The 22,649-nt window shown below is 67.9% G+C and carries 17 protein-coding genes and 7 pseudogenes; 12 read left to right on the top strand and 12 right to left on the bottom strand.

The genetic code is table 11. From position 1 onward, the window contains the following. Nucleotides 1–168: 168 nt before the first annotated feature. The gene (locus N4G66_RS37750) at nucleotides 169–1,245 is read left to right on the top strand and encodes an IS110 family transposase (RefSeq protein ID WP_449343323.1); all 1,077 of its coding nucleotides are present in this window, start codon (nucleotides 169–171) and stop codon (nucleotides 1,243–1,245) included. A gap of 35 nt (nucleotides 1,246–1,280) precedes the next feature. Then, nucleotides 1,281–1,562, top strand: a pseudogene (locus N4G66_RS37745) (transposase); the annotation flags it as partial. On the opposite strand, the gene N4G66_RS37740 reads toward N4G66_RS37745, so the two are convergent. From N4G66_RS37740 to N4G66_RS37730, 3 genes are all read right to left on the bottom strand, one after another. Next, the gene (locus N4G66_RS37740; protein WP_261708814.1) at nucleotides 1,556–2,461 is read right to left on the bottom strand and encodes a hypothetical protein; all 906 of its coding nucleotides are present in this window, start codon (nucleotides 2,459–2,461) and stop codon (nucleotides 1,556–1,558) included. The pseudogene N4G66_RS37745 and the gene N4G66_RS37740 sit on opposite strands and share 7 nt — an antisense overlap. After that, entirely contained in the window at nucleotides 2,458–2,658 is a 201-nt protein-coding gene (locus tag N4G66_RS37735; RefSeq protein ID WP_261708813.1) for a helix-turn-helix domain-containing protein, read from the bottom strand. Before N4G66_RS37735 ends, N4G66_RS37740 begins: the two co-directional genes overlap by 4 nt. A 394-nt stretch (nucleotides 2,659–3,052) precedes the next feature. Next, a complete protein-coding gene (locus N4G66_RS37730; RefSeq protein WP_261708839.1) occupies nucleotides 3,053–3,652 on the bottom strand; it encodes a hypothetical protein in 600 nt (199 codons plus the stop codon). A gap of 1,240 nt (nucleotides 3,653–4,892) precedes the next feature. Between N4G66_RS37730 and N4G66_RS37725 the strand changes: the two genes are divergently transcribed. Together N4G66_RS37725 and N4G66_RS37720 are read left to right on the top strand one after the other, a co-directional pair. After that, nucleotides 4,893–5,381, top strand: a complete 489-nt coding sequence (locus N4G66_RS37725; protein WP_261708812.1) for a hypothetical protein — start codon at nucleotides 4,893–4,895, stop codon at nucleotides 5,379–5,381. A 31-nt stretch (nucleotides 5,382–5,412) separates the two neighbouring features. Beyond that, complete coding sequence (locus N4G66_RS37720) at nucleotides 5,413–5,967, top strand: hypothetical protein (protein ID WP_261708811.1); 555 nt, start codon at nucleotides 5,413–5,415, stop codon at nucleotides 5,965–5,967. A gap of 19 nt (nucleotides 5,968–5,986) precedes the next feature. On the opposite strand, the pseudogene N4G66_RS37715 reads toward N4G66_RS37720, so the two are convergent. Next, nucleotides 5,987–6,283, bottom strand: a pseudogene (locus N4G66_RS37715) (transposase); the annotation flags it as partial. Between the two features lie 344 nt (nucleotides 6,284–6,627). On the opposite strand from N4G66_RS37715, the gene N4G66_RS37710 reads away from it, so the two are divergent. Continuing rightward, the gene (locus tag N4G66_RS37710; protein WP_261708810.1) at nucleotides 6,628–7,869 is read left to right on the top strand and encodes an IS110 family transposase; all 1,242 of its coding nucleotides are present in this window, start codon (nucleotides 6,628–6,630) and stop codon (nucleotides 7,867–7,869) included. A gap of 21 nt (nucleotides 7,870–7,890) precedes the next feature. Here the strand turns inward: N4G66_RS37710 and N4G66_RS37705 are convergent. Further along, nucleotides 7,891–8,594, bottom strand: a pseudogene (locus N4G66_RS37705) (transposase); the annotation flags it as partial. Nucleotides 8,595–9,011: 417 nt separating this feature from the next. Here N4G66_RS37705 and N4G66_RS37700 point away from each other — a divergent pair. After that, on the top strand, nucleotides 9,012–9,323 hold the full coding sequence (locus tag N4G66_RS37700) for a hypothetical protein (RefSeq protein ID WP_261708809.1): 312 nt from the start codon (nucleotides 9,012–9,014) through the stop codon (nucleotides 9,321–9,323). Here N4G66_RS37700 and N4G66_RS37695 read toward each other — a convergent pair. Then, a pseudogene (locus N4G66_RS37695) lies at nucleotides 9,315–9,632 on the bottom strand (transposase); the annotation flags it as partial. The gene N4G66_RS37700 and the pseudogene N4G66_RS37695 sit on opposite strands and share 9 nt — an antisense overlap. A gap of 509 nt (nucleotides 9,633–10,141) precedes the next feature. On the opposite strand from N4G66_RS37695, the gene N4G66_RS37685 reads away from it, so the two are divergent. Further along, complete coding sequence (locus N4G66_RS37685) at nucleotides 10,142–11,839, top strand: glycoside hydrolase family 27 protein (RefSeq protein ID WP_261708807.1); 1,698 nt, start codon at nucleotides 10,142–10,144, stop codon at nucleotides 11,837–11,839. Nucleotides 11,840–12,115: 276 nt separating this feature from the next. Beyond that, nucleotides 12,116–12,304 (top strand): transposase, encoded by a 189-nt coding sequence (locus N4G66_RS37680; RefSeq protein ID WP_261708806.1) that lies wholly within the window; start codon nucleotides 12,116–12,118, stop codon nucleotides 12,302–12,304. 10 nt (nucleotides 12,305–12,314) lie between these two features. On the opposite strand, the pseudogene N4G66_RS46260 reads toward N4G66_RS37680, so the two are convergent. From N4G66_RS46260 to N4G66_RS37655, 3 genes and pseudogenes are all read right to left on the bottom strand, one after another. Further along, nucleotides 12,315–13,392: pseudogene (locus N4G66_RS46260) on the bottom strand (IS630 family transposase). A gap of 334 nt (nucleotides 13,393–13,726) precedes the next feature. Next, complete coding sequence (locus N4G66_RS37660) at nucleotides 13,727–15,412, bottom strand: ribonuclease J (RefSeq protein ID WP_261708804.1); 1,686 nt, start codon at nucleotides 15,410–15,412, stop codon at nucleotides 13,727–13,729. Between the two features lie 89 nt (nucleotides 15,413–15,501). After that, nucleotides 15,502–16,702, bottom strand: a pseudogene (locus tag N4G66_RS37655) (IS3 family transposase). 96 nt (nucleotides 16,703–16,798) lie between these two features. Between N4G66_RS37655 and N4G66_RS37650 the strand changes: the two are divergent. Further along, nucleotides 16,799–17,008, top strand: coding sequence for a hypothetical protein (locus N4G66_RS37650; protein WP_261708803.1), 210 nt, complete (start codon nucleotides 16,799–16,801; stop codon nucleotides 17,006–17,008). A 154-nt stretch (nucleotides 17,009–17,162) separates the two neighbouring features. Here N4G66_RS37650 and N4G66_RS37645 read toward each other — a convergent pair. Further along, a pseudogene (locus N4G66_RS37645) lies at nucleotides 17,163–17,336 on the bottom strand (transcriptional regulator); the annotation flags it as partial. Nucleotides 17,337–17,866: 530 nt separating this feature from the next. Further along, nucleotides 17,867–18,802 (bottom strand): LysR family transcriptional regulator, encoded by a 936-nt coding sequence (locus tag N4G66_RS37640; protein WP_261708802.1) that lies wholly within the window; start codon nucleotides 18,800–18,802, stop codon nucleotides 17,867–17,869. Between the two features lie 126 nt (nucleotides 18,803–18,928). On the opposite strand from N4G66_RS37640, the gene N4G66_RS37635 reads away from it, so the two are divergent. The 3 genes from N4G66_RS37635 to N4G66_RS37625 all read left to right on the top strand — a co-directional run bounded on the left by N4G66_RS37635 (nucleotide 18,929) and on the right by N4G66_RS37625 (nucleotide 21,116). Beyond that, nucleotides 18,929–20,173 (top strand): MFS transporter, encoded by a 1,245-nt coding sequence (locus N4G66_RS37635; protein ID WP_261708801.1) that lies wholly within the window; start codon nucleotides 18,929–18,931, stop codon nucleotides 20,171–20,173. 98 nt (nucleotides 20,174–20,271) lie between these two features. After that, nucleotides 20,272–20,871: a cysteine hydrolase family protein gene (locus N4G66_RS37630; protein ID WP_261708800.1), complete on the top strand. Its 600-nt coding sequence runs from the start codon at nucleotides 20,272–20,274 to the stop codon at nucleotides 20,869–20,871. 68 nt (nucleotides 20,872–20,939) lie between these two features. Next, a complete protein-coding gene (locus N4G66_RS37625; protein WP_261708799.1) occupies nucleotides 20,940–21,116 on the top strand; it encodes a hypothetical protein in 177 nt (58 codons plus the stop codon). A gap of 290 nt (nucleotides 21,117–21,406) precedes the next feature. On the opposite strand, the gene N4G66_RS37620 is transcribed toward N4G66_RS37625, so the two are convergent. Then, nucleotides 21,407–22,573 carry an IS4 family transposase gene (locus N4G66_RS37620; RefSeq protein WP_261708798.1) on the bottom strand — a complete coding sequence of 389 codons (1,167 nt, stop codon included), beginning with the start codon at nucleotides 22,571–22,573 and terminating at the stop codon, nucleotides 21,407–21,409. Between the last annotated feature and the right edge of the window lie 76 nt (nucleotides 22,574–22,649).

The following is a 22,649-nucleotide window of genomic DNA, read 5'->3' as shown; positions in this document are numbered from 1 at the left end:
AGGATCTGTCGACCTGCGGTCCCGGGCGGTGCGCGCTGCCGCCGGACCGATGGATGTGTCCCGATAGGGGCCTTGCCGCACAAAGCACCGTCACAGTTCTGACCGTCCACCGGCCTGACGTCGCACACAGCCCCGTGCCGATTGAGGAGCCGCGTGACCATCACCAGCATGCCCCAGCCGCCTCTGCCCGCGCAGTCCGAAGTACCGCAGGCAGAGGAGGTGATCCTGGGGGTGGACACCCATAAGGATGTCCATGTTGCCGCCGTGATCACCGTGCTCGGGGTGCTCCTGGCCCACAAGGAGTTCCCGGTTACCGCCATCGGATACCGCCAACTCCTCGCCTGGGCAAGCTCGTTCGGCGTCCTGCACCGAGCCGGCGTGGAATGCACCGGATCCTACGGCGCGGCCCTGGCACGCTTCCTGAGCCGGGAGAACATCCAGGTCATCGAGGTCAACCAGCCTGATCGCGCCCTGCGCCGCAAGCGCGGCAAGACCGACGCCGTCGATGCGGAGGCCGCCGCCCGCGCGGTGCTGTCCGGACGCGCGGACGTCACTCCCAAGACGGGCCAGGGCCCGGCCGCCGACATGCGTGTGCTCCGGCTGGCGAAGGAGTCGGCCGTCAAAGCCCGAACGCAGGCGAAAAACCAGCTCAAGGCCGTACTCCTCGGCATCGACCCGGAACTGCGCGAGGCACTGTCCAAGCTCACCAACACGGCCCTGATCACCACGTGCGCAGACCTTCCCGACGCCGACGACGCCGCCGTCTTCACGCTCCGGCTACTGGCCCGGCGCATCCAACAGCTGACCGCCGAGGTGAAGGAACTCGGCCGCCGGGTCACCAAGGCTGTCCGTCGCTGCCATCCGCAACTGCTGGACATCATCGGTGTCGGGCCCGACAGTGCAGCTGCTTTGCTGATCGCCGCCGGCGACAACCCGGAACGGCTGGCCAACGAAGCATCGTTCGCCGCTCTGTGCGGCGTCAGCCCCGTCGACCAGTCCTCCGGAAAAACCCAGCGTCGCAGACTGAACCGCGGAGGAAACCGGCAGGCCAACGCTGCCCTCTACCGCATCGTCGTGACACGCATACGCCGTGACGCCCGCACCTGCACCTACCTCGAACGACGCACGAAGCAGGGCATGTCGAAACGCGAGATCATCCGCTGTCTCAAACGCTACGTCGCCCGCGAGATCTACCAGCACATCCACCCCGCGACAGCGTCCACCGCCACAGCTGCTGCCGCTTGACGCAACATAGGGGCATCCTGAATGTCCATCGGAGCATCCATCTGCGTGAGTACGCAGCCGAGCACGAGTGGCTCACCGTCGTCCAACTGCCCACCTACGCACCCGACCTCAACCCGGTCGAGGGCATCTGGTCGTTACTCCGGCGTGCTGCCACCGCCAACGTCGTCTTCGCCGACCGAGACCACCTCGTCAGAACCGTCCGCAGCGGCATGCGCCGCATTCAGCGCAGCCCCCATCTCATCGACGGATGCCTCGCCGGAACCGGTCTTTCGATAGCCCCAACACCAACCACGACAACCCAACGGAAAGGTCAGTAGGAGTTCTTATCGGCTGCCTCGGGAACGTAGCCGCAGAACTCCGGGGCGCACTCGGCCTTGTGGTCCCGGCCCCAGAGGTAGGCGTCGCGCTCGGTGGAGCGGGCGCGGTGAGCAAGGCGAAGTTGTTGCCGTCGGGGCAGCGTCGAAGGCAGCGCGGTGAAGGCCTCCGGGAGTACGGCGACCATGCCGCTGACCTGCTCTCCGTCGCGCATCCGCAGCAGCGCGGTGCACTGCCACCAGCCAATCTCGCCATCGCTGATCGGGGTGCCGGGCCAGTAGTACGACGCCGGGTTCGGCAGCAGGTAGTGGACGCCGTCGGGATCCAGGTGGGCTCGGAGCCACGGTCCTCCTCCGCCCAGGCCGAGCCGGAGCCGTCGGGCCTCGTCGTACAGAGAGCAGACCGTTTCGGTGTCGAGGGCCTTGAGGACGTTCGCCTCGACGGGCAGCGGCTGGCGTCCGACGGGGGTCTTGACGGGCCAGCGCCCGAGCAGGAATCCGGCCCGCTGCCGCAGTGTCATCGGGGACAGGCCCTTGCGGCGCTCCGGCAGGGGCGGGGGTGGCGTCCAGGTTCGTCCTTCTTGGCCGATGTGACGCAGTATCCACGCCTGCCCCTTCGGGCCGGCGGTGCTCCAGACCCCGGTCATCGGCCGTGCGGCGGTCGCCTGCTCCCAACTCCCTGGGCCCGTGCCCGCGCGGGACGGCGTGGCGGGACGCGGACGCGCGACACCCGGCAGGTTGTGGCCCAGGTTGGCCAGGAACCTGATGCGTTCCAGTGTCTCTTCGGGGCTGGCCGCCGACTCGTGCCGCGTGCTCCCGGCCAGATGACGGATCTCAATGAACGCCCTGGCTGCCAGTAGCGCGGCTATGTCCCGGTCGAACTCGGACTCGCGGCGTCTCATGCCGTTCCTCCCTTACGGCCATGACCGGCCCGTTCGAGGACGCGGTAGACGGTGGCGCGACCCACGGAGAACACCTCCATCAGTTCGGCGATGGTGTAGTCGCCGGTGGCGTACATGCGGACGAGTTCGGCTTGCTGGCGTGCTGACAGCTTGGGCTGGCGGTCCTTGAGTTTGCCGCGGGCGCGGGCTACGGCCATGCCCTCGCGGGGGTGACCGTTCCCAGCAGGGATCCAGGCGCACCGTCCATATCCGCCCCATGGCATGCTCCTCCTGTACCGGCCTCCGCTGCCATATGCGTACTCTCCAGCATTGCTTGATCCATTTCCCCGGACGGCCCTCATCGCCGGGGATACCGGCCGATCAGCCCCCGAGAGCCAGGCAGTTTCGCCCGGCGCGCCCTGCTCCCACACGAAGCCGACGCGCCTGATCGGCGAATACGCGGAACGCTCCGCAACGTATGCGGGTCACGCGGGGCGGGGCGCCGGCATCAATGCCCCGTCCCGCCCCGAGCCGGTTGGCTCATGCTGCGTGCAGAAATCGGACTGTGAGAGATCGCAGCCGTCGGCGTACCTTCTCCGGGCTGCTGTCAGCTCAGATCGTCGGCGTGTCGTCGATGGTCTCCTGGTGCGGTTCGACGATGAACTTCCAGCCGACGCTGGGCTCCATGAACCGCACTCGGGTGGGGTAGATGTCCAAGGCGCGGCGGTCGCGGTTCTGGCCGCTCGTGCCCTTTCGCCCGCGGGCCGGCTCTTCGAACAGGTCGACCTTGACGTCCGGCACCGCCACGACTTCCTCGTTCCAGCGCTGAACGATTCCCGCGCCGAATGCTTCTCTTGCTGCGGTGTAGAGCGACTCCAGAGATTCCTTGTTCCCGTTGGGCACGAAGAGAGCGAGGTTCAGGAGGACGCCAGCACTCTGGAGAACCTCGATTTCTTCCCCAGCCTCGTCGGCAACCCAGATCCCACGCTCTTCAACATTGTTCGGAAGAACATGAATTTCCTTACCGAAAATTGTCCTTGCGATGAAGGATCCTCCATCGAAATACTTTCCCGGCTTCGTGAGGAAGGCCGGAGCGTAGCAGTCGAGAGAAAGATCGTCCAGCTCTGCCGAGACGAAGATTTCCTCCTGGAGGCCCAATCCTGAAACTTCCTCGGCCGTAAGACGTCGAGCCGTAACCTTTTCGGTGTTCACGCTATTTCTCCTTCTTCGTATGGCCATGGACAGTCCGAAGATCCGCTGCTCGTGGCTTGGCCACGGCTCCACCCGTAGGCCTGGGTTGGGGCCGAGGCGAGTGGTGCCGACGGCTGAGCGCGTTGCTTGAGATCGCCGCCCCGGACAAGATCCCAGACACGGGACCCGGGCGGCAAATCTGCATGGGGAAAGGTCAAGGTGACAGCATCGCGTCCGGACACCGTGGGCTTCCCGACCCGCCCCTCCGGTCAGGACACCCGCCCGCGTAGACCTGTTGAGCTGTATCGGTTTGTCGGTATTGATTTTTCGACGTGGATGTGTCAGCACGTGGAGTTTTGATAACGGGCGGTTGGTTTGCGTGAGCAGTCCCAGCGCCGATATCAGGTGATTGCCCTGCCTGGAGTGAAGGAGTAAGAGACAGGCGGGATGGGCGATACGGCCGCGGCCGGGGGAAAGGGCGCGCTCAGTCGGCTTGTGGGCCATGGTCCGGTTGAACGACTTCTTGATCGAAGCGCGGCGGCCCTTGAGTGAACCGGGGAAGCCATCCGGGTGGTACTTCAGCTGGAAGATCCGCAGACCGACCTCAGTGGTGACCTGCACATCGATGCCATCATCGCCGCCGCGCCCGTTGACCACGATCACCTGCCCGCTGTCATCGAACATCCGGTGCAGCAGCGCCTCGACATACCGGTCAAAGGCCGGCTGCCCGATGCGGTCCCACTCGATTGCCACGTCACTTGCCTCCCTCCAGCATCGTCACATGCGGGTACGACAACGAGGCGGAACGATCTGTGCGAACTCCGCGCCGTCCCTCACGACGCGGCGCGAGCACTGTGCGGGACGACCTGTCCGGCATGCGCGTACCGATCACGGCAGCAGCAGCCAGCCCCGACCAGACCACCGACCACGGAGCGACAACGCCTCCGTGGCCCAGGCCCAGATCCCCTCCGACAACCCGGCCGACAACCGTCCGCACCCTCTGCCGCGCCTGTCTGTGAATCCGCAGGTCACCACGCTGGTTCGACCGTGGTCGGGAGGCCGACATCCCCTTACGCCCCCGAGTCCACGTCCCACAGCAGGAAGAAGGAAGAAGTGGGTGGGTGGGACAGGCCCCGGGCGGTGCGCGAGGGGATTGGGCGCCGCTGGGTGTGGCTCGCGCGCGACGCCGGGCGGTCAAGCCGACCTGCCTCAGGGGAAAAAGTGCGGCTGCGGTGTCGTACCCGGCGGATACGGTGCTGCTATGGCTGCGCACTTCCAAGGCCCGAACGGGTTCGTTTCTGTCCACGTTGCTGTTCACGACCCCGCGACGACGGCGGAGCCCGATCCGGAGGCGGCCGACTACGCGCGCGATCTCTTCGCGGCCTCGGCCAAGTACGCAGCCATTTCCTGGAGCGAGTCGGGAGCTGAACCACGCTGGCTCGCTATGGACACCAGCACGTGCGCCGTGGCCATCAACCCGAGTCACTTCCACAACCGAGGTGCAGATGAGTTCGACCGATTCCTGTCCGGAGCGGCCTTACGCGGCGAGCCCGCGCTGATCATCGCCACCATGGGCAACGCGGACGATAACGGGCTCCGAAGAAACATCTTCAGTCGCTACGACACCCGTGTGGACTTCCTCAACTTCACCGGATCGATCGCCGGGAAGCGCTTGCTCGCAGGGGCGGAGGTCTCGCTGGCTCCCGATCTGGACGCGGCCGACCGACGACAAGGCCCGCCTCCAGACTGACCTCGAACAGGCGCGGCAGGAAGCCGAACCCGTGCGGTCAGGCCTGCTGTACGGCACTGGCCGTGAACTGGAAGTCGCGGTCGCGGTCGTGCTGCGCGCCGCCGGCTTCACCGTCACCGAGCTGGACGCGGAGCTGGGTACTAAATCGGCTGACCTGCTCGCTGTACTGGATCAGGAGACGTGCCTGATCGAGGTAAAAGCCGCATCCGGCGCAGCCCCGGAGAAGCTGGTCTCCTACCTTCAGCGGCACCTGGAGAAGTGGCCGCAACTACGCCCTGACCAGCCGGTGACCTGCTCCGCCTTGATTGTCAACCATCAGCACCGACTCGACCCCGCCCAGCGCCCCACCGAGGTGTACCAGCGCAACCAGCACAAAGAGTTCGTCGACGCCCTCACCTTCCCGGTGCTCGCCACTGGCCAGCTCTTCGACTGGTGGCGTGCTCAAGACTGGTCGGCCGTGCGGACCGCCGTGCTCGGACGTCCCCAGTCCAGTCCGCCAAGCACACCGTCCACGGTGCAGAGCACAGTGAATGCCCCGCGGCAGCGCAGGTCGTGGTTCCGTTCACGTGGCGCCAACTCCGCCTAGGGCCTGTGTGATGTCGTGATCAACCGGTTGGCTTCAGGAGGTCGTTGACCCAGATCATCGAGGCGCGGAGGTGGAGGCCGGCGAGGTAGCTCTCGGGCGTCTTGTCGTATCGAGTCGCGATGCCCCGCCAGGCCTTCAGCTTGTTGATCAGGCGCTCGACGGTATTCCGTTCCTTGTAGAGATCGGCGTCGTGGCTGACGGGGCGGCCGCCCCGGCTGCCCTTCTTCCGGTTGGCGGCCTGGTCCTTCTTCTCCGGGATGACTGCCTTGATGTTGCGGTTCCGCAGGTAGTCGCGGTTGGCGCGGGAGGAGTAGGCCTAATAGGCGTTGAGGGCTGGGAGTTGGATCAGCTCTGGGCAGGGGTCGAGCGAGACGTCTTGCTGTATGCCGCGCTTTGAGTGCTTCGACAAGAGCGACGCGTGCGCGACCCCTGCCGCTTAGGACTCGACCGCCGTAGCGTGCCGTGGTTCGAGCCGTTCCCAGGGCCACCTCTTGATCAGCCGGAGTCGTGGAGCTCTTCACGAGAGCGAGGACCCTGAGAACAGCTGGGGCCACGGACGGCTGATGGGGTGGTGCGCCGGCGAGCGCTTCTATTAGGTCGCCGAGTGGTCCTGCCGCGGCTCGACGCCGGCGGACAGCGACGTATCGAAAAGAGGCGTGCATGCAGGTGACCTGCGGAATCGACTGGGCCGAAGACCATCATGACGTGGCGGTGGTTGACTCCGACGCTCGCCTGCTCGGCAAGCTCAGGGTCAGCGACGACGCGGCGGGCTTCCAGGACCTGCTCCGTCTGCTCGCCGAACACGGCGACACTCCCGACGATCCGATCCCGATCGCGATCGAGACCTCGCGCGGACTCATGGTGGCCTGTCTGCGGGCCTCCGGGCGCCAAGTGTTCGCGATCAACCCAATGGCCGTGGCACGCTACCGGGACCGGCACTCCGTCTCCCGCAAAAAGTCCGACCACCAGGACGCCGTCGTCCTGGCGAACATCCTACGGACCGACGCAGGGCTTCACCGTCCTCTGCCGGGCGACACTGAGCTGGTCAAGGCGATCGCCGTCCTAGCCAGAGCCCAGCAGGACGCGGTCTGGGACCGCACCCGTGCCCACAATCGTCTGCGCTCGCACCTGCGCGAGTACTACCCGGCAGTCCTTGAAGCGTTTGCCGACAAGCGCGAGAAGCTACTGGCACGAGAGGCTCGAGCGATCCTGGCGATCGCGCCCACACAGGCCAAAGCCGCCAAGCTCGCCCGCAGCAAGCTCAAAGCCGCCGTCAAACAGGCCGGCCGCCAGCGCCGGATCGAGGCCGAGACCGACCGCCTGCTCGAGGTGTTCCGCCGGACCTGGCTTCGTCAGCCAGCTTTGGTGGAAGCGGCGATGGGACACCAAACACTTGCCTTGCTCGCCCAGCTCGAAGCCGCCTGCAAGGCCTGTGATGAGCTGGCGAGCGCCACCGAGGAGCTCTTCCTGCAGCACCCCGACGCGGAGATCATCACGAGCTTCCCGGGTCTCGCCGCGCTGACCGGCGCCCGGCTCCTCGCCGAAATTGGCGACGACCGCACTCGGTTTGACACAGCCCGCGATTTGAAGGCTTACGCCGGAAGTGCCCCCGTGACGCGCGAGTCCGGCAAAAGCCGCCGCGTCAGCCACCGCCGGATCAAGAACAGCCGCCTGGCCGCAACCGGACGGCACTGGGCTTTCGCCGCGCTCACTGCCTCAATCGGCGCCCACGACCACTACAACCGCCGACGGGAGACCGGCGATCGCTACTACGCGGCTCTCCGAAACCTTTTCAACCGCATGCTCGGCCAGCTCCACCACTGCCTGACCACCCGCCAGAGGTTCAACGAGGCGATCGCATTCGCCCCACCGAAACCATCACCACTCGCCGCAGCCGCTTGACCCGATAGCTGCATGGGGTGTCTTGTCCGCGGCGACAGCGTCGGGCCGGGTTCGGGGCCGGCCGACGGGAAGACGGATGCGCACCTTCTGCAGCACGGGGACGAACTGCGGGCTGTCGGCGGCCTGTCCTGCGGTCAGGACGAGGGACAACGGACGGCACTTGCGGTCTGCAGCGAGATGAATCTTGCTCGTCAGTCCACCGCGAGATCTGCCGAGCAGGGCCTGGTTCAAGCGGAGCTTGCGCCGTCGCCTGATGCGCCGTCGTTCTTCCTGACCGGGGTCGTCACTGCCGTGCTGTCCGTTCTGTTCTGGCGGGCCGCCCCTTTTTCTCGGGCCCGCTCCTGCTCGATGGCGGCTTCTTCAAGGGCGTCCATGACCTCCTTGCCGATGCGCATCCCGGCGGCGTCGTGGTGGGCGCGGGCCGTGGTGGAGTCCACGCTGACCAGGGATAAGTCCGTCTGTCCCTGGCGGGCGGCCTCGGCGATCAGGCCTTCGAGCAGTGCGGTGAAGACGCCGGCGTCCCTCCCCACCCGAAAGCGGCCGTAGACCGTCGGCCACGGGCCGAACTCGCCGGGCATCTCCCGCCACTGGCTGCTGGTGCGGAACCGCCAGATCACCCCCTCGAACTGATCCCGCAGCCGCTCGGGGTACGGCCCGTACTCGCCTATCGGCAGGAACGGCTCGATCAACTTCCACTGCTCGTCGGTGAGTTGCCTGCGTGTCACGATCGTCTTCCTACCGGATCCCCCTTCCCGAGGGGCCCGGATCGGCAAGATTGATCACGACATCACACAGGCCCTAGGAGGGATGAAGGGGGCACCCCGCCCCGTACGACAGCAGCGGCCCCAGGCCTCGTTACCTGGGGCCGCTGCGCGCATGTCGTCATGCCTACGGCTCCGGTCGGCCGCGCCCCGTGGCGGCCGCCTGTTCGTACGGCTGTGGTGGCATCCCTACTGGGAGGCCGTCCCCTCGGTACCGGCGGCACGGTCGGAGCTGAGCCACCTCGCTCGCGCCCACGGAGCTGTCCGGCCGCGTGAGCGGTCGTTCCGGTTGACCAGGAGCACGGGGCTGCGGCAAGGGTTGCGCCTATCTGTTGCGCTAGGGAGTTGCGCCTGCTGTTGCGCGGCTGCAGGATCGTCCCCGTGTCCGCGCAGGTCACCACGCCGTTTTGCCGTGGTCGGCCTGCTGACATCCCCGTTGCGGCTGCTCTGCCCATGTCCCTTGGCTGGAGTGAAGGAGGAAGGGACGGGCGTCGCGGCCGCGCCCTGCGCCAGGCCGCACCAGTACTGGAATTGCCGGAAGACGACGTCCTCGAGTTCACCCAGCTTGCCACGCGCCTGGAAACCGAGGCTGCCAACGGCTCCCCCGACCCTGGACGGCTCCAGCGCTGGGGCGGCTCCATCATCGGCATTCTCAACTCACCCGTTGTTACTGACTTCGGCTCGTCAGGGTGACGTTGGGGCGTCGAGGGTCAGGCCGGTGCCGGCTATGAAGCCGTCGAGGGTGTCGGGCCGGTATTGCAGGCGCTTGAGCCGGTTGCGGACGAGGGTCTCGAGTCGGTCGAGGGCGACGACGGCGAGGTTGGCCAGGCTGCGTTTGGCGTGGGCCCAGACCCACTCGACGGGGTTGAGGTCGGGCGAGTAGGCAGGCGGCAGGAACACCGTGAGCCATGCAGGCTCGGTGATCAGCTCGCGTATGGCGTGGGAGACGTGGGTGTTCAGGCGGTCCCAGACCAGCACGATCGGCGCCCTGACGAGCCGGTGGGGGAGGACGTACGCGAGCGCGCCGCGCAGCCGTCCCTGCTCCGCTCCGGCCGGAGAATCGAGTTCCCGGCCGACGGCCGAGGCGCAGTCGTGGGCGGTCTCCGCGGCGCGCAGTGTTCGCCATGCGGCGCGCCGCGTTCGCCGGCCCGGGCGCCCAGCCGGAAACTCCATGACAGGCAGATGCGGAGGACGGTGAGGACGGCCGGCCACAGCAGCAGCCGACTGCTGTCGCCGCTGCTCACGGCCTGGTCGACGACGACGCCGATGAGCACCGGCACCAGAGTTTCGCTCCGGTTGCTGTGTACACCCTTGACGGAGCCTGTGTGGACTGCGACGGTATGGCCCGTCATTCGCACAGAATCCAAAACTTTCCACCCTTACCCGTCATGCGTCTTTGTCATCCCCTTCGGCTGTTCTCACACCTGACGCGGGGTCACTCAAGCCTGTCCGCGAGCCTGAGTGCCCATTGGGTAACCCCCATCCGAAAGAAGGACAACGTGCGCCTCCACATGCCCCGCACGCTCCACATGGCCCGCACACTCCGGACACGCCGCGCATTCCACCCTGAGTACGTCTCGGCCCGCACCGGCAGCCGCCACAAGCCCGCCCGCAGGCGCACCGGTACCGCGGTCGGCACCGTCCTGGCCCTGCTCATCGCTCCAGCCGCCTGGGTCCTGGGCGCCGCACCACAGGCCGACGCGCTGCCCAATGGGCTGGCCCTGACCCCGCCGATGGGCTGGAACAGCTGGAACAAGTTCGGATGCAACGTCACCGAGCAGAAGGTCGAATCCGTCGCCGACTACCTGGTCTCCTCCGGGCTGGCCGCGGCCGGCTACACCTACGTCGACATCGACGACTGCTGGATGGCCGGCAGCCGCGACTCCGCCGGCCGTCTCGTGCCGGACCCCGTCAAGTTCCCGAACGGCATCAGCGGCACCGCTGCGTACGTGCACGGCAAGGGCCTGAAGCTGGGCATCTACGAGAGCGCGGGCACGAAGACCTGCGCCGGCTACCCCGGCAGCCTCGGCCACGAGCAGACCGACGCAAAGAGCTTCGCCTCCTGGGGCGTGGACCTGCTCAAGTACGACAACTGCAACGACGACGGGACCTCGGCCCAGCAGCGCGACACCACCATGCGCGACGCCCTGGCAGGCAGCGGCCGAGCCATTGTGTTCAGCCTGTGCGAGTGGGGCGTGGACAACGTGTGGACGTGGGGTGCGGGCGTGGGCAACATGTGGCGCACCACCGGCGACATCAACGACAGCTACGGTTCCCTGCTGTCGATCTTTCACGCCAACGTCAAGCTGGCGCAGTACGCCGGCCCCGGTGGCTGGAATGATCCCGACATGCTCGAGGTCGGCAACGGCGGCATGTCGTTCACCGAGGACCGCAGCGAGTTCAGCCTCTGGGCCGAGATGGCGGCCCCGCTGATCACGGGCAACGACCTGCCCAACTCCACTGCCGCCACAGCGTCCATCCTCGGGGACCGGGACGTCGTCGCGGTCGACCAGGACGCGCTCGGCAAGCAGGGGGTGCAGGTATCCTCCGCCGGAGGCCTGAACGTCCTGGCCAAACCGCTGGCCGGCGGCGACGTGTCGGTGGCGCTGTTCAACGAGAACTCCGGCGCGGCCACCATCTCCACGACCGCGTCGGCGGTCGGCCTGCCCGCCTCGCCCGCCGGCTACAGCCTGGACAACCTGTGGTCGCATGTGAAGACCACCACCAGCGGTGCGATCTCGGCCACCGTGCCCGGCCACGGCACGGTCCTGTTCCGGGTGTCCACCGGCTCGGCCACCAGCACCGGCACCACGCACGCCCTCGTCGGCGCCTCCTCCGGCCGCTGCCTCGACGCGTTCGACAACCAGACCGCGCCCGGCACGAAGATCGAGATCTGGGACTGCAACGGCGGCGCCAACCAGAAGGCCACCCTGACCGCAGCCGGCGAACTGCGGCTGTACGGAGGCACGCAGTGCCTGGACGCCACCGGCGCCGCGACCACCGCGGGCACCAAGGTCGAACTGTGGACCTGCGGCAGCGGCACGAACCAGCAGTGGCGCCTGAACGCCGACGGCACGATCACCGGCGTCCAGTCCGGCCTGTGCCTCGACGTCACCGGCGGCGACCAGCCGGCCGGCAACGTCAACGGCACGCAGCTGGAGCTGTGGGACTGCAACGGGGGCGCCAACCAGCAGTGGCGCCTGAGCTGAACGAACCGGGGCACACCGCGAGTACCTTCGCACCGTCTCGGCCCACCGGCCGGCCCTGCACTGACCGGGGCTGGCCGGACAGACCGTCCGGCGCGCCCCGGATCCGATGCCCACGAACACGATCCGGGCCGTCGGGCCGCGATCGGCCCGTCACGCAGTCAGGGCGCCAGTACGGGGAGTGTCTTGAATCAGGCTCTGGCCCGTAGTGAAGCTCCCCCTTTGACCTGGACAGCTTGATACCGGGACGGAAGGTTCCGGAGGAAGCAGTCACAGGTAGTGAGCAAGAAGAGCAATACGAGCGAGCGATACACGGCGGAGTTCAAGTGGGATGCCGTCGCGCCGGCGCTGTCGTCGGACAAGACGGTCACCGAGGTCGCCCGGGACCTGGGGGTGAGCCCGGAGGGTGTCAATCCCCTCACGCCGTGGAGATCTTTCAGGCGGCCAACGGGTGTGTCAACTTACTGACTTCGGCTCGTCAAGGTGACGCTGGATTGCCGAGGATCAGGCCGGTGCCGGCTATGAAGCCGTCGAGGGTGTGGGGCCGGTACTGGAGGCGTTTGAGCCGGTTGCGGACCAGGATTTCGAGCCGGTCGAGGGAGACCACGGCGAGGTTGGCCAGGCTGCGCTTGACGTGGGCCCATACCCCCCTCGACGGGGTTCAGGTCCGGCGAGTACGCGGCAGCAGGAACACCGTCAGCCACTCATGCTCGGCGATCAACTCACCCATGGCATGGGAGACATGAGTGTTGAGCCGGTCCCAGACCAGCACGATCGGCGCCTTGACGAGGTGATGGGTGCCGTCGATCAACGCGATGAAGTCGCGCTCGCCCATACTGCGGCGCTTGCCTTTGCCCGCAGGGTGAGTGCGCAGACGGTGGCACAGCCGGGTCCGGGAGCCGGGCTGCATGGCGATCAGCCCGGGCACCGACAGCCGTCCCGAGCGGCGTCCGCTGATGGTCACGACCGGGGTGCGGCCGCGCCGGCCCCAGGTCCGTCCTCTGGGCGGCCGCCGCGTGAACCCGGCTTCGTCCTCGAAGCAGATGCAGCCTCCGCAGGCCGCCCGGCTCTTTTACCTCCGCCCAGGTCGCCTCCTTCCAGACGGTGACAGCCTGCTCGTCGCGCTCGGCCACCCGCCGTACGGGGATCTGCGGGCTGAAGCCGAGCCGGTGCATCAGCCGGGTGGCACCCGAGACGCTGTAGGAGACGTGGAACTTCCTGCCGATCAGCGTGGCCACCCTCGCCGCGGTCCACACCTGGTCCTCCACCCAGCCGTGCGCGGCTGGCCCTTCATCGAGATACGCGGCCAGCTTTTCCAGGCAGCGCGGGGACAGGCGGCATCGCGATCCGCTCGGGCCACGAGAGGCCAGAGCCTGCACGCCACCGTCCCGCCACAGCTGGTACCACTGGTAGGCCGACTTCAGGCTCACCCGCAGGCGCCGTGCAATATCCGGCGACTTGATGTTCTGCTCGAACAGCTCGGCCGCCTGTATCCGGACCGTCTCCCGGCGTCGACGTCCCGCACGGGTCAGCCCGCCCCCATCCGCATACCTCATACATCACGGGATACAGACAACACTCCCGGCTCATCAGGGCCTTCGAGAAAGATCACCCTAACGAGCCGAAGTCAGTAACGACTCCCACTGAGCGAATAGATGTGCCGGGCCCACCGGGACCCGGCACACACTCGAGTGAGATCCGTACGAACGAGTTCCGCCGCCGTGCCGCGCCCGCCAGGATGGAGCAGGTGGCAATGTCACCCCTTCGCTGTCCGAGCGCCATCGGCTGCGACCGACTGCGTGGCGACTCCTCGGGCGGCTGCTGACTGCCGTGCCCGGCTTCGATGCTCACGAGGCCGGGCACGGCAGTCAGGGGGCCGTGCTGCCGGGCTCAGGCGTCGATGATGACGGGGATGATGAGGGGCCTGCGGCGGTGGGTGCGAAACGCCCAGTTCGCCACGGCGCGGGCGATGAGCTGTTCGAGTTGGATCGCGTCTCCGATGCCTTCGTCGGCGGCGGTGGCCAGGGTCTTCTCGATGACGGGGATGACCGGCTCGAAGGTGGTGTCGTCGTGGGCGAAGCCGCGGGCCAGGAAGTCGGGGGCTTCGGCGAGGGCGCCGGTGTCGGCGTCGACGATCGCCACCACCGTGACCACACCCTCTTCCCCAAGCGTGCGGCGGTCCTTGAGGGAGGCTTCGGTGACGCCGCCGACCTCCATCCCGTCCACGTAGACGTAGCCTGCGGGGACCTTCCCGGTGATGGACGCGCGGCCGTCGACGAGGTCAATGACGACGCCGTCCTCGGCGATGACGACCCGGTCCGGGTCGACACCGGTACGGATGGCGAGGTCGCCGTTGGCCTGCAGGTGGCGCCATTCGCCGTGCACAGGCATGACATTGCGGGGTTTGACGATGTTGTAGCAGTAGACGAGTTCGCCGGCGCTGGCGTGCCCGGAGACGTGGACCTTGGCGTTGCCCTTGTGGACCACGTGGGCGCCCCACCGGGTAAGCCCGTTGATGACGCGGTAGATGGCGCTCTCGTTGCCGGGGATGAGGGAGCTGGCGAGCAGGACGGTGTCGCCCTTGCCGATACGGATCTGGTGGTCGCGGTTGGCCATCCGTGACAGCGCGGCCATCGGTTCGCCCTGGGAGCCGGTGCACACCAGAGTGATCTTGTGGTCCGGGAGCTTCTCCAGCTCCTTCGTGCTCACGACCAGGCCGGAGGGGACCTTCAGATAGCCCAGGTCACGGGCGATTCCCATGTTGCGGACCATCGACCGGCCGACGAAGGCGACCTTGCGGCCGTGCTGGTGGGCGGCGTCCAGGACCTGTTGGATGCGGTGCACATGGCTGGCGAAGCTGGAGACGATGACCCGGCGCGGTGCGGTGCGCAGCACCTGCTCGATCGCCGGGTTCAGCTCGCGCTCGGAGGTGGTGAAGCCGGGTACTTCGGCGTTGGTGGAGTCGGTGAGGAACAGGTCCACGCCCTCCTCGCCGAGGCGGGCGAAGGCACGCAGATCGGTGATGCGGTCGTCGAGAGGGAACTGGTCCATCTTGAAGTCGCCGGTGTGCAGCACCATCCCGGCGCCGGTGCGGATCGCGACCGCAAGGCCGTCCGGGATGGAGTGGTTGACCGCCACGAACTCGCAGTCGAAGGGCCCGAAGCTGCGCCGGTCGCCCTCCCGCACGCGCACCGTGCGCGGCCGGATGCCGTGTTCCTTGAGCTTGGCCTCCAGGAACGCCAGCGTCAGCTTGGAGGCGACGATGGGAATGTCGGACCGCTCGCGCAGCAGGTAGGGCACGCCGCCGATGTGGTCCTCGTGGCCGTGGGTGAGGACCACGGCCACGATGTCGTCCAGCCGGTCCCGGATGGAGGTGAAGTCCGGAAGGATTACGTCTACGCCGGGCTGGGTCTCTTCGGGGAACAGTACGCCGCAGTCGACGATGAGCAGCTTGCCGGCGTGCTCGAAGACGGTCATGTTGCGGCCGATCTCGCCCAGGCCGCCCAGGGCGATGACCCGCAGCCCTCCTTCAGGAAGGGGCGGAGCGGCTTTCAGCTCGGGGTGCGGATGACTCATGCCTGGACGTTACCCGGAGAGCGGGACGAGGTGGTCCATTGCCTGGGCGATCTCTTCCTCGGGCCTTGACCCCGAGTTCTGGACACGGGTCATGCGGCTGGGGTCAGCGTAGTTGGTGTTGTTCGGGACGCTGCTTCGTAGGTGATCGGGCTGCGGTGTCCGAGGCGGGAGTGACGGCGGCGGGTATTGTAGCGGTGCAGCCAGCCGAACGCGTCGAGGCGAGCCTCTCGCTCGCTGGACCAGTGCTCGCGGCCCTGGAGCGTCTCGCGTTCGAACGTCGCGTTGAAGGACTCGGCGAGTGCATTGTCCGCGCTGGATCCGATCGCGCCCATCGACTGGCGGATGCCGGCCTGGCGGCAGGCTTCGGCGAAGACCCGGCTGGTGTACTGGGCTCCGTGGTCGGTGTGCATGACCGCTCCGGCGAGACTGCCGCGGGTGCGTTCGGCGGCAGCCAGGACGTCGGTGACGAGATCGGTGCGCATGTGATCCGCGATCGCCCAGCCGGCCAGACGGCGCGAGGCGAGGTCGATCACGGTGGCCAGGTAGAGGAACCTCCCGCCCTCCAGCGGGAGATAGGTGATGTCGCCGACGTACTTCGTGTTCGGCTCACTCGCGCTGAAGTCGCGGCCGATCAGGTCCGGGGCCTTCGCTGCGGCCGGGTCCGCGGTCGTGGTGCGGTGCCTGCGCCGCAGCCGCACTCCGGCCGGGCCGATGCTCCGCATCACCCGGGCGATCCGCTTGTGGTTGATGCGCTCGCCCGTCTCGCGGAGTTCGGCGGTGATCCTCGGGACGCCGTAGGTGCCGCCCGATTCGTGGTGCACGGCCCGTATCCGGGTGGCCAGGCGGCCGTCGGCGGCCCGGCGGGCAGCCCGATCCTCGGCGGTCCGGCGCCAGTAGTAGAAGCTGGAGCGGGCGACGTTGAGGATGGTGCACAGCCGCTTCACGCCGTAGTGGCGCTGGTGGTCGGCGACGAACTGGAAGCGGTTCACCAGCGTGTCTCCCCGGCGAAATACCTGGCCGCCTTGCGCAGGATCTCGCGTTCTTCCTCCAGCTCACGGACCTTCTTGCGCAGAGCGGCGTTCTCCGCCTCCAGAGGCGCGGCGGCTCGGAGGGTGCCTCTGACCGGCGTCCCCGCGGTCGGCTCGCGCCGGCTGCCCGGACCCAGTTGCGCAGGGTCTCGGGATTGATCCCCAGATCAGCGGCAACCTGCCGGATCGTCGCCTCGGGCCGCGACTGGTACAGCGCGACCGCGTCCGCCTTGAACTCCGGCGGATAGTTCTTCATGGCCACGAGATGTCCGTTCTCAGATCCTCAGGATCCAGTGTCTCGTGTGTCCAAAATCAGGGGTCAAGGCCCGTTGAAGCTCTGGCCGCGATGCTGCGCATCGTGGACACCTTCAAAAAGGTCTACTCCGCAGCGGGGATCCGACGCCAGAAAAGACAGGTCTTCCGCGTCTCCGAACGCAGCTACTACGTGCGTGTCAAGGACCGATGGTCGAGGGCTGACGAAGCCCACTTCACCCTCGCCGAGCTCATAGCCGACACCCACGACGACGACCTTCCCGACACCGCTGGTGAGCCGGCGGAGGGGCTGTGAATCCTGGCCGCGGGTTGGCCGCACATGCTGGTCAGGGGTGGGAAACCCGCGAGCCAGGGTGAGACAAGATCGCGCAGAAGGGGTGTCCCTCCGGGGAGTAGCGCCCCTTCTGACCTGCTACTGGGGAGCAGCCTGGGATGGTCAGAGCGGACAACGCGCCCTCGGGCGTGTCCGGGAAATCAGAGTCGGTAAAACCCCATCCCTCTTTGGAAGCCGCCTGCCGCCACCGCTCGCGACCGTCGGCTCCCTGGCCGCTCGCCTGGGCAGCAAAGCCGTGCTTGGCCGACTTGCGCAGGTGGTAGCTGACTAGCGACGGCGTCTCGTCGACTCTTGGCCACCCCTGCACGGTCCAGGGGCGGCACCATCGGTCACTTGGTGGTTGGTGGTTGGTGGTGGCGAGATCTACGGGGGAGGGGATGGGTGTCGTGGAGCCCATGGAATGGCTGGTCGAGCAGGGGTGCTGGGTGGTTTTCAAGGCTGACGGCGAGCGGATCCCGGGTGCACGGTGGATGGTGATGGTCTCCGGTGGAGTCTTGGGCGAGGGTTCGTTCTTTCGTTCGGACCGATCCTCGCCGGACGCATGTCTTCAGGACTGCTTGATCACCTTGAGAGCGCTGGGCTCTCTCCCTTCGTCTGAGCCTGAGGGCCGGCGACCGCACTGATCGGTTCGACGGAACCACAGTCCTCCCTGCCGCCGTCCCGTCTGCTGTTGTCCCGCACGGTCGGCGACGGCTGAAAATGGACCGGTAGCGGCGCTTCCCCCGATGCGATCTCCGAGCTGACCAGCCTGCTCGCCCCGGCGGCGCCCGCCGTTGACCGCCTGCGTCCCGGCAGGGCCGGCTGCGCGGGCGAGGCCGTTCAGCGCGGAATCACCCAGTCCGGTGCCCAGGTCCCGGCGGCGTCGTGGCCGGCCGCTGTGGCGGCGAGGTGGGCGCGGAGGGTGGCCAGCGCTGGGTGGGGGTTGTCGCGGTGCCAGAGGAGCGAGTGCGGGTAGACGGGCGTCGGGTCGGTCACCGGGATGCGGCGCAGGTCGTGGCCGGTGGGCCAGATGAGGCGGGTGTGCCCGCCCATGAGGGTGGCCAGGGCCGGGGTGTCGGAGATGGTGTCGAGGAGTGCGTCGGAGCCGAAGTTGGGGCCGGTCGCCTCGATGGTGAGGCCGAACTCCGCGACGAGGTCGTGGTAGTAGGCGGCCCACTCGGTGCCGGGGACGATGCCGGGCATCCAGATCCGGTGCCCGGCGAGCTGAGCGAGGGTCACCGACCGGGCGCCCGCCAGCGTGTGGGCGGGGCCGGTGAGGAGCTGGAGCGGCTCGTCGAGCACGCGGACGGACTCGATGTCCTCGGGAAGGGGCTGGCCGGGTGCGGCGACGGCGCGGAAGGATGCATCGATCGCGCCGGACCGGATGGCGGTGATGACCGTCTCGATCTCGAACAGCATGACCACGTCGAGGTCGATGTCGGGGTACGCGCGGTGGAAGCCGCGCATGAGGCCCGACTGCGCGCCGCGCGAAGCGATCACGTCGACGCGCAGCGGACGGCGGCCGGGGCGCACGGACGTGACCGCGCGCTCGGCGACGCGCAGCAGCTCACGTGCGTGGGGCAGGAACGCCTGCCCGTCGATGGTGAGTTCGGCGCCGCGGGGGGCGCGGGTGAACAACCGCACGCCGAGGCTGCGCTCCAGTGCGGCGATGCGCTTGGAGACAGCCTGCTGGGTGATCGACAGGTCGGCAGCGGCTTTCTGGAACTGGCCCGCTTCCGCAACGGCGACGAAGGTACGTACTGCTTCGGGATCCACGTCGGTCACCTTAGTGAACAACGAATGGTTGTGGATAACCGGCAGTGCAGTTGTTTGACCTGCTGTTGTGTTGCTCGCTTAGCTCTCACGGGTCAACGTCGGTTTGTTCAGGTGGGAGCGCTGCGCATGGTGGGCAGGAGACCGTTGGGCCAGCGGTTCGGCTGGTTGTGGGCGGCATACGCGGTGAGCGCCTACGGGTCGGGGCTGGGGTTCGGGGCATTCCCGCTGATCGCCGTGCTGGCGTTGCATGCCGGCCCCGCCGAGGTGTCCGCGCTCTCCGCGGTGGGGCCCGCGGTGGGCGCGCTGATCGCACTGCCACTCGCGCCGTGGGTGGAGTTTCGGCGCAAGCGCCCAGTCATGATCGCGATGGACCTGACCCGGTTCGCGGTCATGGCGACGATCCCGGTCGCCTACGCCTTCGGCCGGCTCAGCTTTGTCCAGCTGCTCCTTGTCTCGGCCATGGTCGCCGCAGCCAAGATCGCCTTCAACGCGGCGAGCGGCGCCTACCTCAAGGCCCTCGTCCGGCCGGACGACCTGCTCGTGGCCAACGCTCGGTTCGAGTCCACGAACTGGAGCTCCATCGCGGTCGGGCCGCCGCTGGGCGGGGCGGCGATCGGCCTGTTCGGGCCGGTCACCACCGTGGTGGCCGACGCCCTCAGCTACCTGTTCTCCGCGCTGGGCATCACCGCGATCCGTGGCCGGGAGGAAGCACCGGAAACGACCGGCAAGAGCCCGGTCCGTGCGGGCGCATTGCTTGACGGCTGGCGCCACATCCTGGGCGATTCCGGCTTGCGGGCGCTCTACCTCAACAACATGCTCGTCGCCGGTCTGATCATGGCCACCGAGCCGCTGCTGGCCGTGCTCCTGCTCCGCCAGCTCGGGTTCCCGCCCTGGCAGTACGGCCTGGCCTTCGCCGCCCCCTGTGTCGGCGGGCTCATCGGCTCCCGGCTGGCCCCCCGCGTCGTGGCCCGCTATGGCCGGCACAAGGTCTTCCGGACCGTCGGCACCCTGCGCGCCGTCTGGCTGATCGGCCTGGCCTTCGTCCGTCCCGGCGTCGTCGGCCTCGCCACCGTCATGGCCGTCGAGCTGGCGATCATCATCAACATGAGCCTGTTCACCCCGGTACTCGCCACCTACCGGCTCGAACACACCCCCAAACATCTCGTCGCCCGCACCCTGTCGGCCTGGTCGATCGGCCAGCAGGCGTCCATCGCCGTCTTCACCGCGCTCGGCGGGCTGCTCGCCGACGTCACCAGCCCACGCACCGCTCTCACGGTCGCGGGACTGCTCATCCTCACCAGCCCGCTGCTGCTGCCCCGACACGACCAGACGTCGCGACACGAGCCGGAACTGTCCCGCAGCCACTCATGACACACCGCAACTTCCCACTGAAGCCCACAGGGCGCAGCTGGTCCGCCGGTGCACGGCCGCGCCGATCAGACACACCGCCAGCCAGGAGGACCCCTCGCGTGAGCACCGCCCCCGCACTTGACCCCACGCACACCGCACTTCTCGTGATGGACTACCAGCCCGTGATCCTGGCCGTTCTGCCCGAAGACGGGGACCGCAAGGCCCTGCTCGATCGTGTGGCAGGGGCCATCGCCGACGTTCGCGCATACGGCGGCACCATTGCCTACGTACGCGTCGGCTTCACCGAGGCTGACTGGGACGCGGTCCCGGCCGTCAACAAGTCCTTCGCCCCGCTGGCCCAGCACCGCGTCATGCACCATGAGGACCCTGCCACCGCCATCCACGAGCGCCTGGCTCCCCAGGACGGCGACATCACCGTGCGCAAGATCCGATACGGCGGCATGTCCACCACCGACCTCGACCAGCAGCTGCGCGAGCGCGGCATCACCACTCTGGTTGTCTCCGGCATCAGTACCAGCGGCGTCGTCCTGTCCACCGTCATCGACGCGGCCGACCTCGACTACCGGCTCTACGTCCTGTCCGACGGCGTCGCCGACCCAGACACCGAAGTCCACAACGTCCTGCTCCACAAAGTCTTCCCGTCACGGGCCCACATCATCGACACCGCCGAGCTGCACGCCCTGCTCCAGGCTGACTGACTCGAGCCACGAGCCGATGCCACCTACGGCCGCCGCACCCCCGGTGCGGTAGGCGCTCCCACGCCCCAGTGGCGGCCCAGCAGCAGCCTGGAGCTCTCGCCGGTCGCCTGCCGCGGAAGGACCGGTCATCGATCCACAGCGCCGTACAGCGCGACCTGGCCAACCGCTTCGCGGGCGTGCTGTTGTTCTGCTTCGGGCACGATCAGCCGCCGCAAGTCATCGGCAAAGTGAGGTCGCTGGAGTGAATGGGGTCGACCGGTTGCTCTGGGAGCGCCTATGACGAGTTGGTCGGCGTTGGGGGCGGGGTTTAGACGCAATGCCGTTGCGTTACGGGCTTGCGGGTTGGGGTCTTGTGATGAGAACGGCTTGAGGTCCGGTGCGGGTCGGCTGTGGCCAGGCACGGTGTTCAGGTCGTTTGAGGTGGTAGTTGGACATCTTGCGTTTCACGACGCGGGGCTGGCTGCGGAGGCGCCTGACGGGCAGGAGCCGTTCCAGGAGGTCCTGCTCCAGCATCACCAGTGCCCTGACCAGGAGGTCAGGGGGAAAAACTGCCCGGCGTGACGGTCACGCTGCGCCGGGCGGAACGCAGGGTTTCGGTGAAGGAGACCCGGTCGGGGTCCAGGCCGCGGGTGGCGGCCGTTCTCAGCATGAGTTCCCGCAGCGCGTGGTGGACCAGCAGGTGTGCCCAGATCTGCTGGCGGACGCCGTCGGGTGTTTTGCTGCTGAGCACGACGCGTGGACCGCGCTGATGGGTTTTGATCTCGGCGAACACGGACTCGATCTCCCAGCGTTCGCGGTAGAGCGCGGCCAACTGCCGGGCCGGATACCGACGGGCGTCCAACAGGGTGGTGACCAGGCGATAACCGTCGCTCTCACCCTGACCGGACCGGCCCTTGAGCCGGTAGGCCAGGACACGGACCACGACCGGCTCCTTGCGGGCCGGACCGCTGCTTGCTCTGATGTGTGAGAGCCAGGACCCGTCGCGGAACTGCTTGATCACGGGCAGGACGCGGTTGGCGGGCACCCGCCACAGCAGGTCGGCACCGGTGGCGGTGAACGCCCGCCACAACGGGACGCCGAGGAACTCGCGATCGGCCAGGACGAGTTGGCCCGGGCCGGTCGAACGCGGCAGGCGGCTCACCAGAGTGACTTCCCCGGTGCGGCAGCCGGCCAGTTCCGCGTCCAGCACCGCATGACTGCCGATCTCCACCAACGCCGCCATCCGCACCTGCGGAAATGCGCTCCTGCCCGACCCGCGGCCACTGCCCGGCCGCCCGAACGCGGTCGCGTTGGCTTCGCTGTCCGCGACGTCCCAGCAGGTGCCGTCGACGGCCAGCAGCCGCAGGCCCCGCCAGAACGCGCCGGGCATCGCCTCGGTCGCCATCGGCTTCGCGGTCGTGGCGAACAGCACCCGCAAGGGTTCGGAGCCCAGCCGCTGCCGGGCCCTGAACAGGGAGGACTTCGCCGGAACAAGCCAGTTGCTCAGCAGCCCCAACCCCCGCAAGCCCTCGACGAGGTGGCGCATCACTTCCAGATACGGGGCAGGCGAGAAGAGGGCCAACGCCAGCACGAAATACACCACCAACCGCGCGGGAAGCAGCCGCTGACGTTGCTCGGCACGACCGCATGCCGCCACCACCCGATCCACCAAGCCTGGCGGATACACCCAGGTCAACAGGCCAAGACCCGATAAGTCAGACACGCTCGCAGCCACCCGAACCACCCCCGGGACCCACTGCCAAGCAGCCTACGCCCACGGCAAAGACAACGGCATTGGG

Source organism: Streptomyces rhizosphaerihabitans (genome assembly GCF_025399795.1).
Lineage (GTDB): Bacteria > Actinomycetota > Actinomycetes > Streptomycetales > Streptomycetaceae > Streptomyces > Streptomyces rhizosphaerihabitans.
This window is presented reverse-complemented; position numbering and strand designations above follow the sequence as displayed.